The 15,783-nt window shown below is 59.8% G+C and carries 14 protein-coding genes; 8 read left to right on the top strand and 6 right to left on the bottom strand.

Features of this window, described 5'->3' with window-relative positions:
* Nucleotides 1–176: 176 nt before the first annotated feature.
* Nucleotides 177–1,019, top strand: a complete 843-nt coding sequence (locus tag PH562_RS00160; protein WP_285170747.1) for a DUF1236 domain-containing protein — start codon at nucleotides 177–179, stop codon at nucleotides 1,017–1,019.
* A gap of 231 nt (nucleotides 1,020–1,250) precedes the next feature.
* Here PH562_RS00160 and PH562_RS00155 read toward each other — a convergent pair whose 3' ends face one another.
* The 5 genes from PH562_RS00155 to PH562_RS00135 are packed head-to-tail and all read right to left on the bottom strand — an operon-like array spanning nucleotide 1,251 to nucleotide 6,163.
* Nucleotides 1,251–2,027 (bottom strand): ABC transporter permease, encoded by a 777-nt coding sequence (locus PH562_RS00155; RefSeq protein ID WP_285170746.1) that lies wholly within the window; start codon nucleotides 2,025–2,027, stop codon nucleotides 1,251–1,253.
* Between the two features lie 2 nt (nucleotides 2,028–2,029).
* On the bottom strand, nucleotides 2,030–2,848 hold the full coding sequence (locus PH562_RS00150; RefSeq protein WP_285170745.1) for an ABC transporter permease: 819 nt from the start codon (nucleotides 2,846–2,848) through the stop codon (nucleotides 2,030–2,032).
* Between the two features lie 31 nt (nucleotides 2,849–2,879).
* On the bottom strand, nucleotides 2,880–3,956 hold the full coding sequence (locus PH562_RS00145; protein ID WP_285170744.1) for an ABC transporter substrate-binding protein: 1,077 nt from the start codon (nucleotides 3,954–3,956) through the stop codon (nucleotides 2,880–2,882).
* A 14-nt stretch (nucleotides 3,957–3,970) separates the two neighbouring features.
* Complete coding sequence (locus PH562_RS00140) at nucleotides 3,971–4,801, bottom strand: ABC transporter ATP-binding protein (protein ID WP_285170743.1); 831 nt, start codon at nucleotides 4,799–4,801, stop codon at nucleotides 3,971–3,973.
* A 6-nt stretch (nucleotides 4,802–4,807) separates the two neighbouring features.
* A complete protein-coding gene (locus PH562_RS00135) occupies nucleotides 4,808–6,163 on the bottom strand; it encodes an LLM class flavin-dependent oxidoreductase (protein WP_285170742.1) in 1,356 nt (451 codons plus the stop codon).
* A gap of 309 nt (nucleotides 6,164–6,472) precedes the next feature.
* Between PH562_RS00135 and PH562_RS00130 the strand changes: the two genes are divergently transcribed.
* From PH562_RS00130 to PH562_RS00105, 6 genes are read left to right on the top strand one after another with little or no spacing between them, the layout of a single operon-like run.
* Entirely contained in the window at nucleotides 6,473–7,651 is a 1,179-nt protein-coding gene (locus PH562_RS00130; RefSeq protein ID WP_285170740.1) for an acyl-CoA dehydrogenase family protein, read from the top strand.
* 11 nt (nucleotides 7,652–7,662) lie between these two features.
* The gene (locus PH562_RS00125) at nucleotides 7,663–9,018 is read left to right on the top strand and encodes an LLM class flavin-dependent oxidoreductase (protein WP_285170739.1); all 1,356 of its coding nucleotides are present in this window, start codon (nucleotides 7,663–7,665) and stop codon (nucleotides 9,016–9,018) included.
* Nucleotides 9,019–9,029: 11 nt separating this feature from the next.
* Nucleotides 9,030–9,368, top strand: a complete 339-nt coding sequence (locus PH562_RS00120; protein WP_285170738.1) for a DUF3088 domain-containing protein — start codon at nucleotides 9,030–9,032, stop codon at nucleotides 9,366–9,368.
* Nucleotides 9,369–9,380: 12 nt separating this feature from the next.
* Nucleotides 9,381–10,601 (top strand): acyl-CoA dehydrogenase family protein, encoded by a 1,221-nt coding sequence (locus tag PH562_RS00115; RefSeq protein WP_285170737.1) that lies wholly within the window; start codon nucleotides 9,381–9,383, stop codon nucleotides 10,599–10,601.
* Complete coding sequence (locus PH562_RS00110; RefSeq protein ID WP_285170736.1) at nucleotides 10,598–11,926, top strand: LLM class flavin-dependent oxidoreductase; 1,329 nt, start codon at nucleotides 10,598–10,600, stop codon at nucleotides 11,924–11,926. Before PH562_RS00115 ends, PH562_RS00110 begins: the two co-directional genes overlap by 4 nt.
* A 12-nt stretch (nucleotides 11,927–11,938) precedes the next feature.
* Nucleotides 11,939–12,787, top strand: a complete 849-nt coding sequence (locus PH562_RS00105) for an NADPH-dependent oxidoreductase (RefSeq protein WP_285170735.1) — start codon at nucleotides 11,939–11,941, stop codon at nucleotides 12,785–12,787.
* Nucleotides 12,788–12,795: 8 nt separating this feature from the next.
* Here PH562_RS00105 and PH562_RS00100 read toward each other — a convergent pair whose 3' ends face one another.
* The gene (locus tag PH562_RS00100; protein WP_285170733.1) at nucleotides 12,796–13,806 is read right to left on the bottom strand and encodes a LysR substrate-binding domain-containing protein; all 1,011 of its coding nucleotides are present in this window, start codon (nucleotides 13,804–13,806) and stop codon (nucleotides 12,796–12,798) included.
* 317 nt (nucleotides 13,807–14,123) lie between these two features.
* On the opposite strand from PH562_RS00100, the gene PH562_RS00095 reads away from it, so the two are divergent.
* Nucleotides 14,124–15,740, top strand: coding sequence for an ABC transporter substrate-binding protein (locus tag PH562_RS00095; protein ID WP_285170732.1), 1,617 nt, complete (start codon nucleotides 14,124–14,126; stop codon nucleotides 15,738–15,740).
* Nucleotides 15,741–15,783 lie beyond the last annotated feature (43 nt).

The following is a 15,783-nucleotide window of genomic DNA, read 5'->3' as shown; positions in this document are numbered from 1 at the left end:
GAGGGCTTCGCCACCGTAGATAATAGCTGCAGCATGTTGGAAACTAACGACCGAGCCTTCAGTCGCATGCTCGTGCGACTGAAGTCCAATGCCGGAACATGGGGCCCGTCACCTTGTTCGTCCTATAGCGGCAGAGACACGCCGTTATGTACTCAACAGCAAGAAGAGAGAAAATCATGAAGACGACCAATAGACTTGCCGTCCTGATGACGGCCCTTTCAATCGGTGTTTCCTTCGCAGCGATCACACCCGTAAGCGCGCAGGATACCCAGGTCATCCCCAAGAACGGCACAGCGCGCGACAGCAAGCCATCGACCAGCGAGCAACAGCCACAGTCCGGAACATCCACCAAAGACTTGAAGGGAAATTCAGATGGTTCCTCCGGCCAGGCACCGGCTCAATCTACGCCGGGCAAGCAGGATTCGAAGTCGAATGGCAGCCAGAGCGGCAGCTCGACAGGTACCGGATCAACAGACCAGACAGGAGGCCAATCCGGGGCTCAAACCCAACAGGACAATGGTGCCAAGGGAGGATCGAACAAAAACTCAGCATCTCCGCAATCCCGCAGCACCAACAGCTCGAACAATGAGCAAGGGACAGGTCAAGGTGGTACAGATACCAACAAAGCGGGTTCTACGGGAAGCTCGGGCGGCAATATGAAATCCACCAACAGCACGAAGCAGGATCAGCAAACAGACACGACCGGAAGTGAGACGGGAAGCAAAACAACGACAAAAACAAATACGCAGAGCGGCTCGCAAGTCCAGGTATCTGTCGAGCAACAAACACAGATCCGGCAGGTGGTTAAAGAAGTCCATGTCGCTCCCGTTCGCGAGACGGATTTCTCGGTATCGGTAGGCTCAGCCATTCCCCGGAAGATTCAGCTGGAGCCACTGCCGCCGCGCATCGTCCAGATCGTTCCGCAATACAAGGCGTATCGTTTCTTCGTCCTTGCAGACGGGCGAATCGTCATCGTCGATCCTTCGACATTCACGATCGTCTACATCATCGATGCCTAGTTCTCGAAGTTTGCGGACGCCAGAGTTTTCATGGCGTCCGCCGGCATGTGTCTTGTCCGAAGCCCGAGGGCAAGCAAGACAAAAGCCGTAGGAACTGTGATCCTGCCAGCCATTGCGTCAGCATCGGACGATTAAACTTGTCTGGCAGGGACAAGACCGGGAACGGTTCCGATAGAAGTAACCGAGCAAGCGGGTTTAGCCGCTTGATACATCGAGCATGAGATTTGCAGCCTAGGCGGTCTGCTTAGGCCGCCAGCGCAACAAATAAGCTTCAAGCGCATAAGCGAGACGGTTTAGGGTGAAGCCGACGAAGCCGAGCACGAAAACGCCGACCATGACGAGCGCCATGTCGAACCGCTCCCGACCGGCGATGACCAGCCCGCCGATGCCCGGGCCGACAGCCAGGAAATATTCTGCACCGACCGTCGCCAGCCAGGCATAGATGAGGCCCAGATGGACGCCGGTTGCGATCGATGGCATTGCCGCCGGAATATAGATCCGCAATGCCTTCTGCCGCGCATTGAACCTTAGCGCCCTTGCGACCTCGAGCAGTTCGGCCGGGACCTCGCGCATGCCGTCATAGGTATTGAGAACGATAGGAATGAAGGCGGCGAGCGCGACGAAGACGATCTTCGCCTGTTCGCCAAAGCCGAACCAGACCGAGATCAGCGGTATCCAGGCGAGAAGGGAGATCTGCTTCAGTCCGTTGAAGGTCGGCATGATCAGCCGGTCGGCAATCCGCGAGAGCGCCAGCAGGCTCGCAAAAGCGACACCGAGCACGCACCCAATCAGGAAGCCGGCAATATTGCGCATCAGGCTGAAACCCAGTTCGCCCACAAGATCATTGTCGATCAGCTCACGTTTGGCCGTGCCGACGACATCCTCCAGCGACGGCAGAAAGCGCGCATCCACAAGACCCGTCCGGCTTGAAACCTCCCAGGCCACAAGGAGAAGGATCGGCAACGTTATGCCTCTCCGGAAACGTACGAAAGGGCTTGCTCTTGCCATTGTCAAAGCTCCTGCCGCTTCCACCGCTGGATCAGCAGTTCAGTGCGATCCAGCCCCTTGTCCATGACGAAGCCGACAAGCCCGATGGCAATCATCGCGACGATGACGGTATCGAGCCAGAACATCTGCCGCCCCCAGACCAGAAGATAGCCGAGCCCTTCGGAAGAGGCGAGCAACTCGACACCGACAAGCGATGTCCAGGAATGGGTAAGGCCATAACGGATACCGGTGAATATAGAGGGAACGGCAGCCGGCAGCACGATCAGACGCAGGGTTTGCCAGCGGCTGAAGCGCAGCGCTCTGCCGACCTCGAGATATTTCGGCGAGACGCCGCGGATTCCGGCGAGCGTATTCATCGTCATCGGCACGATGGCGCCCTTGGCGATGATGATGATCTTCAGGGTTTCTTCGATGCCGACAAGCAGCATCAAGAGCGGAATCCATCCGAGCGTCGGGATTTGGGCGAAGGCGAGGAAGAGCGGCTTTACATAGTCCTCGACCGTTTCGGAAAGCCCCATGGCGATGCCGAGCAACAGGCCGAGCCCGGCACCTATGGCAAAGCCGATGACGACACGGCCAAGGCTCACTCCGGTATGATAGAGAAGCTCGCCGCTCAGGATCATGTCGCGGCCGGTCTGATAGACATAGGCCGGCGGCGGCAGGATCTGCTCCGGCAGCCAGCCTCTGGCGGAGGCAACCCACCAGAGGCCAAACAGGCCAAACGGAAAGATCAAGCCGGTCACGAGGACGGCAAAGCGCTGGAGCCTTGCCGATGATAGCGGCAAGCCGGCTCGACCGGTAGTTTCGACAACAGCGCTCACGCCAGCCTCCCTGTCTTGATCGCGTCTCCGATCAGGAGGCAACCGGCTTTCCGTCGGCACCATAGGGCTGCCAGAATTTCGTCAGCCTGAGCTTTTCCAGCGCATTGTTGAGATATTTCGGTTCGAACCAGCCGTTAAGATCCACATCGCGGCGGATCAGCCCGTATTCCTTGCTCTTGATCGCCTGCTCCTTGTACTGCGAGACTAGGAGATCATCGATCAGCGGCGAGTTGCGATAGGTGAGCGTATCGTTGCGGAAATATTCCTCCAGGATCGGAACGGGCGTGCCGGACTTGTGCCAGAGTTCGAAAAGGGCTGCGCGGTTCTGCTCTTCCGACGACCATTGCGCCGCCTTGACGAAAGCGTCGACGACACGCTGGGTGATCTCCGGATGGGCTTCGATGAAAGCTTCACGGCCGATGACGCCGGCATTGCGCCCGAAGCGCGGATCGTCGCCCTTCGTCGTATAGATGATGTCGGCGCTGTCCTTCGCCGCCAGATTGATGAGCTGCGTGTCGCCGAAGGCGGCATCGATATCCTTGCTGGTCAGGGCCGCAACGGTGCCGGCAGTATCCAGATTGACGACCTGGATGTCACGCTCGGTCAGCCCATGTGCCTGCAAGATCTTGATTGCGGAGAGGTGGCCGTTGGTGCCTCGCTGCAGCGCGACCTTGCGGCCCTTCAGATCCTCGATCGTCTTGATGCCGGATCCCTTGGCGACGGCAAGATAGAGCGGCTTGCGCGCGCCGCTCGCCAGCAGAAACTTCGTCTTCAGGCCGGTTGCCCGCCCGATCAGTGCGGGAAGATCGCCCTGATAGGCAAAGTCGAGCTGGTCGTTGGCGAAGCCTTCATTGACCGCCGGGCCAGCGCCCTTGAAGAAGGTCCATTCGATCTTGACGTTCGGATCGTTGGCAAATTCCTTTTCCAGAAATTCGCCGGCGCGAGCCGTCGCAGCCGACGTTCCCTCGGCATAGGGTTTGTTGTCGACGCCAATCGCGGCGTAGCCGACGTGAATGACGAGGGGATCCTGCGCCCAGGCCGAGGCGGATAACAAGCTCAGGGCGACCGCCGCACCGGCGACCAAGCGGGAAATAATGGACAGTTTCATCTGTTGCTCCGTGATTATTCTGCGGCGACGACGGCAGGCCGGGTTTCAACCGCCGGACTTGCAATGCTCGATGGCGGGCGAGGCGTTGACGTCGTGGCGTTGAGGCTCTCGAGAACCCGATTGCGGATTTCGACCAGCTGGGGAGACGTGCGATCACGCGGGCGCGGCAGGTCCACCGGAACGATGTCACGGATACGACCCGGCCGGGGTGACATGACGACGACGCGATCGCCAAGATAGACGGCTTCCTCGACATCATGCGTCACCAGAACCATGGTGATGCGTTCCTTCGCCCAGATCGTCTGCAACTCGTCCTGCAGCCTTGCCTTTGTGATGGCGTCAAGCGCTCCGAAAGGTTCATCGAGAAATAAAGCATTGGGACGGTTGACCAATCCGCGCGCGATGCCGGCGCGCTGCGCCATCCCGCCGGAAAGCTGGTGCGGATAGGCTTTGGCGAAACCGGAAAGCCCGACAAGTTCGAGGTGAGATTCGACGAGCCTGTTCTTCTCTGCCTTGGGCAGCCCGGAATTCTCCAGCCCGAGCGCAATATTGCGGGCGACGGTCAGCCAGGGGAAAAGCCTCGGCTCCTGAAAGACGATGCCACGGTCGAGACTCGGCTCCTTGACGGGCCGCCCCGCGTGACCAACGAATCCTGATGTCGGAAGATCAAGGCCGGCACCGAGGCGCAAAAGCGTCGACTTTCCGCAGCCGCTCGCCCCGACGATGGTGACAAACTCGCCCTCGGCGATATCGAGGCTGACATCGTCCAGCGCGGTCAATATCTCGCCATTCACCTTGAACTGGCGGGTGACGTGGCTGATTTGGAGATGCAGGGAATTGCCCATAGCCGATTACTCCGCAGCAACGGCATGCCGCGCCGGATGTAGAGGCACTCTCAATCCGAGATTTTCCCGCAGCGTCGAACCTTCGTAATCGCTACGGAAAAGGCCGCGGCGCCGCAGTTCCGGCAATACATGCTCGACGAAATCATAAAGACCGGTCGGCAGCTGCGGCGGCATGACATTGAAGCCGTCGGCAGCACCCGTCTTGAACCACTCCTCCATCTGATCGGCAATTTCAGTCGGGGTTCCGACGATCTGCCAATGCCCGCGCGCGCCGGCGATGCGGAGATAAAGTTCCCGGATCGTCAAGTTTTCGCGCCTGGCGAGATCGAGCAGCAATTTCTGGCGGCTCTTGCTGCCATTGGTCTCAGGCAGAGCCGGAATGGGACCGTCGAGCGGATATTGGGAGAGATCGACACCGCTTGCCATGCCATTCAGCAGGGAAAGGCCGACCACCGGATGGACAAGATCCTGCAGTTCGGCGAATTTTTGCTGCGCTTCCCCGCGCGTTCTGCCGACGACCGGGAAGATGCCGGGCATGATCTTGAGGTCATCCCGGTCCCTGCCGTATTTCGCAAGGCGGCCTTTGATATCCGCGTAGAAGGCTCTCGCATCTTCGATGGTCTGATGAGCGGTGAAGACGACTTCCGCGGTGCGCGCGGCAAGCTCTCTTCCAGGCTCGGACGAGCCCGCCTGCACGAGCACCGGGTGGCCCTGCGGCGTGCGCGACACGTTCAGAGGCCCTCGCACCTTGAAGTGCTTACCCTTGTGATTGAGGATGTGCTGCTTTTGCGGATCATAATAGATGCCGCTTTGCTTATTGCGGGGGAAAGCGTCCTCCTCCCAGGTGTCCCAAAGGCCAAGAACGACATCCGCGAATTCTTCAGCCCGTTCGTAGCGCTCGGCATGGGCATAATGTTCGTCCCTGCCGAAATTATGCGCTTCATGATCGCTGGAGGAGGTCACCAGATTCCAGCCAGCGCGGCCGCCGCTGATATGGTCGAGGGAGGCGAATTTGCGGGCGATATGATAGGGCTCGTTAAAGGACGTCGAGGCGGTCGCCACGAAGCCGATATTCTTCGTCACCGCCGCCAGTGCCGAGAGCAATGTGATCGGCTCGAATTGCGCGACATAGCGCTGCGCTGTACGCTGCAACGCCTCGGTATCGTCTCCGCGGGTACCAACACCATCAGCCAGGAAGATCAGATCGAATTTGGCCGCTTCGGCGATTTGCGCAAGCTCGACATAATGGACGAAGTTGGAACCGGCATCAGCCTGCGTCAACGGATGCCGCCAGGCGGAAATGTGGTGCCCGGTCGGATAAAGGAAAGCCCCGAGCTTCAATTGCCTTTGTCTGCCCGCCATCGTCTTCTCCATCATCGCTGCGGAAGGAGGCTAAACGTTAAAGATTATAATCTATAGAAATTATATTCTATTTACCGCCGCCAGTTCGGATTTGTTCGTCACGCGACATGCCGAACCGGCGGAGATCGTTTCACGGCAACTGTTCGTAACGGCTGGAAATTGCGGTCGCCCAAGTTTTTCCGATAGAGAGGGAAAGAATTTCTTCCCACCGGATCAAATAGATATTGCTGGACTTGGGTCTGCAATCACCGAACCCTTCATGCCTCAAAGCGGCGATGCGCCGTTCAAATCCATGGGCGTGGAGCAGACATGTCTTTCCCATCAGACACATTCGATCCCCTCGTCGCAAAAGCCGTCGAGCTCCGGCGGGCGTTCGACCGCGACGCGGTCGAGCGCGACAGATTGGGTGGCAGGCCGACCGAACAGATCCGCCTGCTGAAGGAGAGCGGATTGCCTTCGGCGCAGATCCCGACCCGATATGGCGGTCGCGGCGCTTCCTGGCTCTCCATCCTGCGGGTCGTGCGGGAATTTGCCCGCACTGACGGCTCGCTCGCACATCTCTTCGGCTACCACCACCTTCCCCTGAACCTCGTATTGTTTCGGGGGTCGGATGTACAGCGGGAGCGGCTGCTCAGAGCCTCCGCGGCGGGCAATTTCGTCTGGGGCAATTCCGGCAACGCCATGTCGAAAACATCATCGGGACGGCGCATCGACAATGGCTGGCTCATCAACGGCAAGCGCCCCTTCTCCTCAGGCTCCCACATATCAGACTACATTCAGATCTCCTTCGAAAATGCCGAGGGCGAGCGCCTGACGGCGGCCGTGCCAGCCGATCGCCAGGGTATCGTCATCGAAGATGATTGGGATGGCATCGGCCAGCGCCAGACCGGTAGCGGCACGGTGAGTTTTCATAATCTCGAGATCGCCGACGACGAGCTTATCAGCTCTCCGGCGGTTCCGCTGACCCCTTACACGTCGCTGACGTCCCTGCTGCAGCAAAGCGTCCTGCTCAACGTCTTCGTCGGCAGCGCACAGGGAGCGCTGGAGGAAGGCCGGACCTATACGACGGCATCGTCCCGACCCTGGATCTATTCAGGTGTCGACAAACACACCGACGATCCCTGGATCAAGCGGCAGTATGGCGATCTCTACATCCGCACGCTCGCAGCCACCGAGCTTGCCGACAAAGCCGCACGCAGCCTCGACGAGGCCTTCAACCAGGGACCGGGCCTGACGCATGAAGATCGTGGCGCTGCCGCTATCAATATCGCCACGGCAAACCTCTATGCCGGTGAGGTCGGGCTCGCCGTCTCCAGCGAGATTTTCGAGGTAATGGGCTCACGCTCGGCAACGACTGCAAACGGTTTCGATCGCTTCTGGCGCAACGTGCGCACCCACACACTGCACAATCCTGCCGAATACAAGAAGCGCACGCTCGGCACATGGCTGCTGACCGGTGAATTCCCCGTTCCGGCTATGTATCGCTGAAAGGACATCCCATGGCTAGACGCAAGGATCAGATCAAGCTCGGCGCCTTCCTGCTCTTCACCGGCCACCATGTCGCCGCCTGGCGGCATCCCGAGGCATCAGTCGGGACCGAGTTCGAGAACTATCTGGAACTCGCGAAACTCGCCGAGGCCGCCAAGTTCGATACCATCTTCTTTGCCGACGGTGTTGCTGCTCGTCTGAAGGACCTTGATGCGGCAAGCCGGAAGGCGCATAGCGGCATCTATCCGTTCGAGCCGATCACGCTGCTCTCGGCCCTTGCCAGCGTCACCCGCAATATCGGCCTGATCGCCACCGCCTCGACAAGCTTTTCCGATCCCTTCAACCTTGCGCGCCAGTTCGGCTCGCTGGACCGTCTAAGCGGCGGCCGCGCCGGCTGGAACCTCGTGACCTCTTCCGATCCGGACGCCGCCTTCAACTTCGGCCATGACGCACAGGTCCTGCATGCCGACCGCTACGACCGAGCTGAGGAATTCGCCGACGTCGTGCTCGGTCTCTGGGACAGCTGGGAGGACGATGCCTTTATTCGCGATCGTGAGAGCGGCCGCTATTTCGATCCCGAAAAACTGCATCGGCTCGACCACAAGGGGCGCCACTTCAAGGTGCGCGGGCCGCTGAACATTCCGCGCTCGCCGCAGGGGCGCCCGGTCGTGGTCCAAGCCGGGGCCTCCGTGCCCGGTAAGGAACTGGCCGCGCGCACCGCCGAGGCGATCTTCGCCGCACAAATTACGCTTGACGAGGCAAAAGCCTTCTATGCCGACGTCAAGGGCCGGCTTGGCAAATATGGCCGTTCGCCCGACGACTTGAAGATTCTGCCGGGAATCTTTCCTGTCGTCGGGCGAAGCGAGGCGGAAGCCGAAGACAAATTCCAGGCCTTGCAGAACCTCATCCAGCCGGAAGTGGGTCTTAACCTCCTCTCGCAATTGACCGGCGTCGATCTCAGTTCCTATCCGCTTGACGGCCTGGTGCCGCCCGAGCCGCCGGTCACCAATGCCGGCAAGAGCCGCCAGGAACTGGTGCTCGATCTCGCGCGCCGAGAAAACCTGACCATCCGTCAACTCTATCTTCGCATTGCCGGCGCCCGCGGTCATTGGCAGGTGGTGGGGACGCCGACGCAGATCGCCGACGTGATGGAAGAACGCTTCGAAAACTACGGCGCCGATGGTTTCAACATCATGGCGCCGATCATGCCCGGCGGACTTGCCGATTTCATCACGCTTGTCGTGCCGGAGCTGCGCCGCCGCAGCCTGTTCCGCACCGAATATGAAGGCACGACGCTGCGCGAAAATCTCGGGCTCAAGCGTCCGGCCAATCGTTTTTCCGCGGGCAATGCGGTCGCAGCAGAATAGGAGAAGACCAAGTGGCTCGTGACAAACTGTTCCTCATTTCACCCGGCTTTGCCGATCCGAAACATCCCGGCGTCAGCTTCGTCTGCCCCTATTGCAACGCGATCGAGGGACTGCTCGCCTCGTTCCCCGACCTAGCATCCGCCATTGATGTCGAAAGGGTTGCCTTCCTGCGACCGCGGCAAAAGGTGATCGATGTTGCCGGCGAGGAAAACCAGTCGCTGCCGCTTCTCATTCTCGCGGAAAACCCGCCTGATGATGCCGGTGACTGGAACGGAACACGCTTCGTCAATTCGACTGATCGCATCCTTGAGCTGCTTGCCGAACGGCACGGCTTTCCGCGCCTACATTAGAGACGAGGGGTCATGACCATAAAACCCGACGGCTTCGAGCCACCCCACCCTCTGCCCTCTCTCTTCGAGGCCGATAAATCGAATCCCTATCTCGCCAAGGCCGTCGAATTGCGGGACATATTCGCCCGGGATGCCATCGAGAGAGATCAAGCTGGCGGTAGGCCCGAGGCGCAGATCAAGCTCCTGAAGGAAAGCGGCCTCGTCAATCTGGTGATTCCGAAGGAATTCGGCGGTGCAGGCGAACCCTACTCCACTGCCATGCGCATCGTGCGTGAGTTCGCCAAGGTGGACGGCTCGCTCGGTCATCTCTACGGCTATCATTTCAGCCCGCTGCAAAACGCCGTTACCACGCTCCACGATGAACGATCCCAGGACATTCTGCGCCGCTCGGCCGCGGGTCGCTGGTTCTGGGGCAATACGACGAACAGCTTTTCCAAGAGCCTCTTCGGACGGCAGGAAAATGGGAAGGTCATTCTCAACGGTTTCAGGCCGTTCGCCTCCGGCTCGCATGTCGCCGACTATCTGACGGTCGCTTGGGAAGACGAGACGACAAACAAGCGGAGCTTTGCCTATATTCCGGCTGACCGCAAAGGCATCACCATCACCGACGATTGGGACGGGATCGGCCAGCGGCAGACCGGAAGCGGCCGTGTCCTCTACAAGAATGTCGAGATCGACGGGAGTGAGATCCTGCCTGACAGGCCGCAGGTTCCGATCGCCCTGTTGGCACCCCTGCAGCAGCAGAGCGTCCTTCTCAACGTCTTCGTCGGTTCCGCGCAAGGGGCATTAGCGGCGGCGCGTGACTATACCGTCACGAAATCCCGCCCTTGGATTTATTCCGGCGTCGAGCGTCATTCCGACGATCCGTGGATCAAGAGACAGTATGGCGAGCTGTGGATCAAGGTACAGGCGGCAACGGCGCTTGCCGATCGGGCGCTTGCAGCCGTCGATGCGGTCTATGCGAAAGGGCAGGATCTCACTGCAGAGGAGCGCGGCGAGGCGGCAATCACAGTCGCCTCAGCCAATGTGCTTGCAGGCCGCGTCGCCCTTGAGGTCACAAGCGAAATCTTCGAGGTCATGGGTGCACGGTCGGCCGTCAGGCCGCTGGGGTTCGACCGCTTCTGGCGCAATGTCCGTATCCACACGCTGCACAATCCCGCCGAATACAAGACCCGCAATGTCGGAACATGGTTCCTGGACGGCGAGTTTCCAGAACCGGGGATATTCCAGTGACCAGGAAACGCGAACTCCATCTCAACATCAACATCCTGCATTCCGGTTTTTCGCCGGCTGCCTGGCGCATGCAGGGAAGCGACCCGCGCGCATCCTTCGATATCAATCACTACATTAATGTCGCCCGGATCGCCGAGCGCGGCACTTTCGACGCGATCTTTCTTGCCGATCAGGCCGCCATTTCCGATCGCGTCGATTTCCGGCCGCTGACATCTCTCGAGCCGACCATCGTGCTGGCCTCGGTTGCCGCCCATACCCAGCATATCGGCCTGATCGCCACGGCTTCCACTACCTATAACGAGCCCTATAATATCGCCCGCCGCTTCGCGACCCTCGACCATGCGAGCGGCGGCCGCGTCGGCTGGAACATCGTCACCAGCGCCGATCTCTCGCAAAGCCGGAATTTCGGCCTGGAAAAGCCGGTCGCGCATCAAAGCCGTTATGAGCGCGCGGAGGAATTTACATCGGTCGTCAAGGCCCTGTGGGACAGCTGGGAGGAAGACGCCTTCATAGGCGATGTCGAAAGCGGGCGGTTCGTTGACACCAGCAAGGTCCATGCGATTGCCCATCGCGGCAAACATTTCTCCGTTCATGGCCCCCACAACGTCCCGCGCCCGCCGCAAGGACATCCCGTCATCGTGCAGGCCGGCGCCTCGGATGATGGGCGGGAGTTGGCAGCCCGGCACGCCGAGGCGGTGTTCTCCGCTTCGCAATCCCTGGAGGAGTCGCTCGATTACGCGCGCGACCTCCGAACGAGAGGCGCTCGCTATGGCCGCGCTCCGGACAGCATTTTGGTGCTCGCCGGTCTCGCCACCATCATCGGCAGCACCGAGGCGGAAGCCAGGCGGCGACAGGAGGAACTGCGCGAACTCATTCCGCTGGAATATAGCCTTGCGCGCCTATCCGGCGTTCTGCAGGTCGATCCAGGCAGACTGAAACTCGATGAGCCCCTGCCGGATGATATTCCCCTGCCCGCCGATGGTGGCCACACTTTCTTTCGCGCCACCCTCGCCCTGGCGCAGCGCGAGAAACTGACCGTGCGCGGTCTCATCCGCGCCTTGAATGGCGGGACCGGACATCGCACCATCGTCGGCACGCCCGACGCAATTGCCGATGATATCGAAAAATGGTTCAAGGCAGGCGCTGCCGATGGCTTCAACCTGATGCCCGATGTGTTGCCGCACGGCCTGGAGGTCTTCGTGGACGAGGTGGTGCCCATCCTACGTCGCCGCGGCCTGTTCAGGAAAGACTATGCGAGCCGGACCCTACGGGACCATCTCGGCCTTTCCCGGCCGGCCAACCCTTATGCCATTGCCGCCGAATAAAGGAGAAACAGCATGACGTCAGCTACGACCGCAAGGCTTCCGGAGGATGACAGGCTCGCCGCTCTCGTCAACGAGCGCTATCGCAACAGCCATCATATCGGCGCCGACTGGAACGAGACGATCGAGACGCTACTCTCCCACCGTAGCGTGCGCGACTATCTGCCCAAGCCCATTCCGGATGACATCCTCCACCTCGCGATCGCCGCGGCCCAATCGGCACCGAGCTCATCCAACCTCCAAGCCTGGAGCGTCATTGCCGTCAGGGACGATACGCGCAAGGAAAAGCTGAACGCCGTTGCCGGAACACAGAGGCAGATCACACAGGCGCCGCTCTTGCTGATCTGGCTTGCGGATCTTTCGAGGCCACGCCGCATCGCGGCGGATCAGGGGTCTGCTGCCGATGGCCTCGACTATGTCGAAAGCTTCCTGCTCGGTGTCATCGACGCTGCACTCGCGGCGCAAAATGCCGTCGTTTCCCTGGAATCGCAGGGCCTCGGCACCTGCTATATCGGTGCCATCCGCAACGATCCCGAAACCGTAGCGCGCGAACTGGAATTGCCGGAAGGCGTGTTTCCGGTTTTCGGCCTGACGGTTGGCTACCCCGATCCCGCCACATCGGCCGCCGTCAAGCCGCGGCTGCCGCAAACGACGGTACTGCACCATGAACGCTATGATCACCGCCGACGGTCGGAGGACCTGCGGCATTACAATACCGTCCTGCAGGATTTTCAGACCGAACAGCGCATGCCGCGCATTGATTGGACGGTGCAGGTGAAAAACAGGATCGGATCCGTCGAAGCCCTGAAGGGACGACACCTTCTCGGCGTGGCGGCCCGCCGCCTCGGCTTCAGGCTGAAATAATCGGCCGGCTATTCGGCGGCGGCAATGTCGAGCCTGCGCAATGTGTTGCGCGACAGGATGTCGCCGATTGTCCGCAGGGCCTTGACCTCCGCCTGAAGCCAGTTGCGGAACAATTCGACGCGCATCAGACACTCCTTGGCGGGCGTCGTGACGAAGAAATAGGAAAAGTTCACGGCTTGTGAGCCGCCGAACGGCGCGACAAGACGCCCGGCCTTCAGTTCGGCCTCCGCCAAACGGATTTTTCCGAGACCAAGTCCCTGCCCTGTCAGCGCGGCATCGATGACGAGCGATGATTGATTGAGACGGAAGCCGCCCTGCGGCAAACGCAGGGATAATCCTTCAGCCCGCAGCCAGCCATTCCAATCCGGGCAGGAATGATCATGCTCCGCGCCATCCTCGTGCAGCAGAGGCACGCCTTCGATCGCCTGTGGGCCGTTCCATAGCCAATGCCGCTCGGCAAAATCGGGGCTGCAGATCGGCACCACAGCCTCGGAAAAAAGGTGATCGACGACAAGGCCGGGATAAACGCCGCTGCCATACCGGATGGCGCAATCCGTGTCGCCTGTATTCAGATCGGTCAAATGCGTCGAGGCATCGACCAGAATCTCCAAGCCGGGAGCTGCTTGCCTCAGACCCTCCAATCTCGGGATCAGCCATTTGCTGGCGAAGGATGGCGCGACCGATACGCGGATCGGAAGATCGTGATCGCTGGCGATGAATTGCGTCATCGTCGCCAGAACCACATCGAATGCGTTTGTCAGTCCGGGTACGAGTGCCAGGCCGGCGGCCGTCAACTGGAGTTGACCACGGACCCTGTGAAACAGGGACTGCCCCAGATAGTCCTCCAGAAGCCGGATCTGCTGGCCGACGGCGGCCGAGGTGACGTGCAATTCCTCAGCAGCGCCAAGGAAACTCAGATGCCGCGCGGTCGCCACGAAAGCGCGCAGCGAGGTCAATGGCGGCAGTCGCGCCAAGGTCGGCTGAATGGATTTTCTCCGTGTGTCGGCAATCGTGTTCATAAGCCGATTGCAGCACAATCGGCCATCTCAAGACGAGAACGAGCTTTGCGTTTACCGGCAAGCGGATGGATATTTTCTTCCATGCCTAGCCGGGATGCGGGAAGCAAAAACTAAAAATGCAAAATAGTCTATATTTTTAATAGACAAAAGATTTGACCGGCCCGTTTCGGAGGCATCTGGCGAAGCTTTTCTTTCTCGGGCGATTAGAAAAACATTCTTCCGTTTTGCAGGCCGGGCACCCGAAGATGCGCCGATCGCGGACATCTCCGCCAGCGGTTCACCGAAGGACCGATCCGTTCAGCCGGCAAGGAAAGCGAATGACCATCAACCGCCGCCGTTTCAATCAACTGCTTCTGCTCTCGACCGCAGCAACCTTTCTGCCAACCGTTGCGGCGCGTGCAGCCGAAACACCGCCGCGCGGCGGCACGCTTAATTTCATCGTCGAGCCCGAACCGCCGACCATCCTGGCACTCGCTCATACCGCCGGCGGTACGCAGAAGATCAGCCCGAAGATCACCGAGGGTCTGCTCACCTACGATTTCGGTCTCGTGCCGAAGCCGCAGCTCGCGACCGAATGGTCGGTGGCCTCAGACGGTCTCACCTATACGTTCAAACTCAGACCCAACGTCAAATGGCACGACGGCAAGCCCTTCACCTCGGCCGACGTCGCCTATTCGATCGAACTCCTCAAGCAGGTTCATCCGCGCGGACGAGGCACGTTTGCCAATGTCATCGCGGTCGACACGCCGGACCCGCTGACGGCGATATTCCGTCTCTCCAAGCCAGCACCTTACCTCCTGAAAGCGCTCTATGCGGCCGAATCTCCGATCGTGCCGAAACACATCTATGAAGGCGTCAAGATCGCCGATGTTCCGACCAATCCGAACGGTGGCGCCCCTATCGGCACCGGTCCCTTCGTCTTCCGGGAGTGGGTGCGCGGCTCGCATATCATCCTGGAACGCAATCCCGATTATTGGGATGCCGGCAAACCCTACCTCGACCAGGTCGTGGTTCGCTTCGTGCCCGATGGTGCCGCTCGAGCAGCCGGCTTCGAAACCGGTGAATTCGATCTTGGCAGCGATAATCCCATTCCGCTCGCCGATCTCGAGCGCATCAAGGCGCTGCCGAATATCGGCATCGATTCCCGCGGCTACGAGACGAAGGGCGACCAGACACAACTCATCCTCAACCTCGACAATGAATATCTGAAGGATGTTCGCGTGCGTCGCGCGATCGCGCATGCGATCGACCTCAACGTCATCCTCAATACGGTCTGGTATGGCTATGGCCACGTCTCGCCAACTCCTATCAGCACCTTCCTGCCGCAATATCTGAATACCGCGATCAAGCCCTATGCCTTCGATCTCAAGGCGGCCGAGCAATTGCTTGACGAAGCCGGATACAAGCGAAACGGCAGCGGCAACCGTTTCTCACTTCGCCTGACGCACAATTCCTACAATGAAGGCTTCAAGCGCGTTGCCGAATATCTGAAGCAGAACCTTGCGCGCATCGGCATCGATGCGAGGATCGATTCCTACGACTTCTCCACCTACATCCAGAAGGTCTATACCGAGCGCGCCTTCGATCTCACGGCGGAATATCTCGGCAACCAGTTCGATCCGACGCTCGGCGTGCAGCGCATCTACTGGTCGAAGAACTTCAAGCTCGGATTGCCCTTCTCCAATGCCAGCCACTATCAGAATCCGGAGGTCGACCGGCTGCTCAAGGCCGCCTCGATCGAAGTCGACGAGGCAAAGCGCAAGCAGGAATTCAACGACTTCCAGAAGATCATCGCCGGCGAGCTGCCCGTCATCAATCTGATCTCACTCGAAAACGTCACGGTCTTCAACAAGCGCGTCAAAAACCACACGATCGGCGCGGAAGGCGTGCAGTCGAATTTCGCCGATGTCTATATCAAGGAGGGTGAAGGCTGACACCAAGAAGCAGCCCGTTCTGCTTGAAGGGGGCGATGCGGCG

Source organism: Rhizobium centroccidentale (assembly GCF_030182565.1).
Lineage (GTDB): Bacteria > Pseudomonadota > Alphaproteobacteria > Rhizobiales > Rhizobiaceae > Rhizobium.
This window is presented reverse-complemented; position numbering and strand designations above follow the sequence as displayed.

What these genes read in the sequence shown, in the direction of transcription:
- PH562_RS00160 (WP_285170747.1), top strand. Translation starts at nt 177, where the DNA reads ATGAAGACGACCAATAGACTTGCCGTCCTGATGACGGCCCTTTCAATC.
- PH562_RS00155 (WP_285170746.1), bottom strand. Translation starts at nt 2,027, where the DNA reads ATGGCAAGAGCAAGCCCTTTCGTACGTTTCCGGAGAGGCATAACGTTG.
- PH562_RS00145 (WP_285170744.1), bottom strand. Translation starts at nt 3,956, where the DNA reads ATGAAACTGTCCATTATTTCCCGCTTGGTCGCCGGTGCGGCGGTCGCC.
- PH562_RS00140 (WP_285170743.1), bottom strand. Translation starts at nt 4,801, where the DNA reads ATGGGCAATTCCCTGCATCTCCAAATCAGCCACGTCACCCGCCAGTTC.
- PH562_RS00135 (WP_285170742.1), bottom strand. Translation starts at nt 6,163, where the DNA reads ATGGCGGGCAGACAAAGGCAATTGAAGCTCGGGGCTTTCCTTTATCCG.
- PH562_RS00130 (WP_285170740.1), top strand. Translation starts at nt 6,473, where the DNA reads ATGTCTTTCCCATCAGACACATTCGATCCCCTCGTCGCAAAAGCCGTC.
- PH562_RS00125 (WP_285170739.1), top strand. Translation starts at nt 7,663, where the DNA reads ATGGCTAGACGCAAGGATCAGATCAAGCTCGGCGCCTTCCTGCTCTTC.
- PH562_RS00115 (WP_285170737.1), top strand. Translation starts at nt 9,381, where the DNA reads ATGACCATAAAACCCGACGGCTTCGAGCCACCCCACCCTCTGCCCTCT.
- PH562_RS00105 (WP_285170735.1), top strand. Translation starts at nt 11,939, where the DNA reads ATGACGTCAGCTACGACCGCAAGGCTTCCGGAGGATGACAGGCTCGCC.
- PH562_RS00100 (WP_285170733.1), bottom strand. Translation starts at nt 13,806, where the DNA reads ATGAACACGATTGCCGACACACGGAGAAAATCCATTCAGCCGACCTTG.
- PH562_RS00095 (WP_285170732.1), top strand. Translation starts at nt 14,124, where the DNA reads ATGACCATCAACCGCCGCCGTTTCAATCAACTGCTTCTGCTCTCGACC.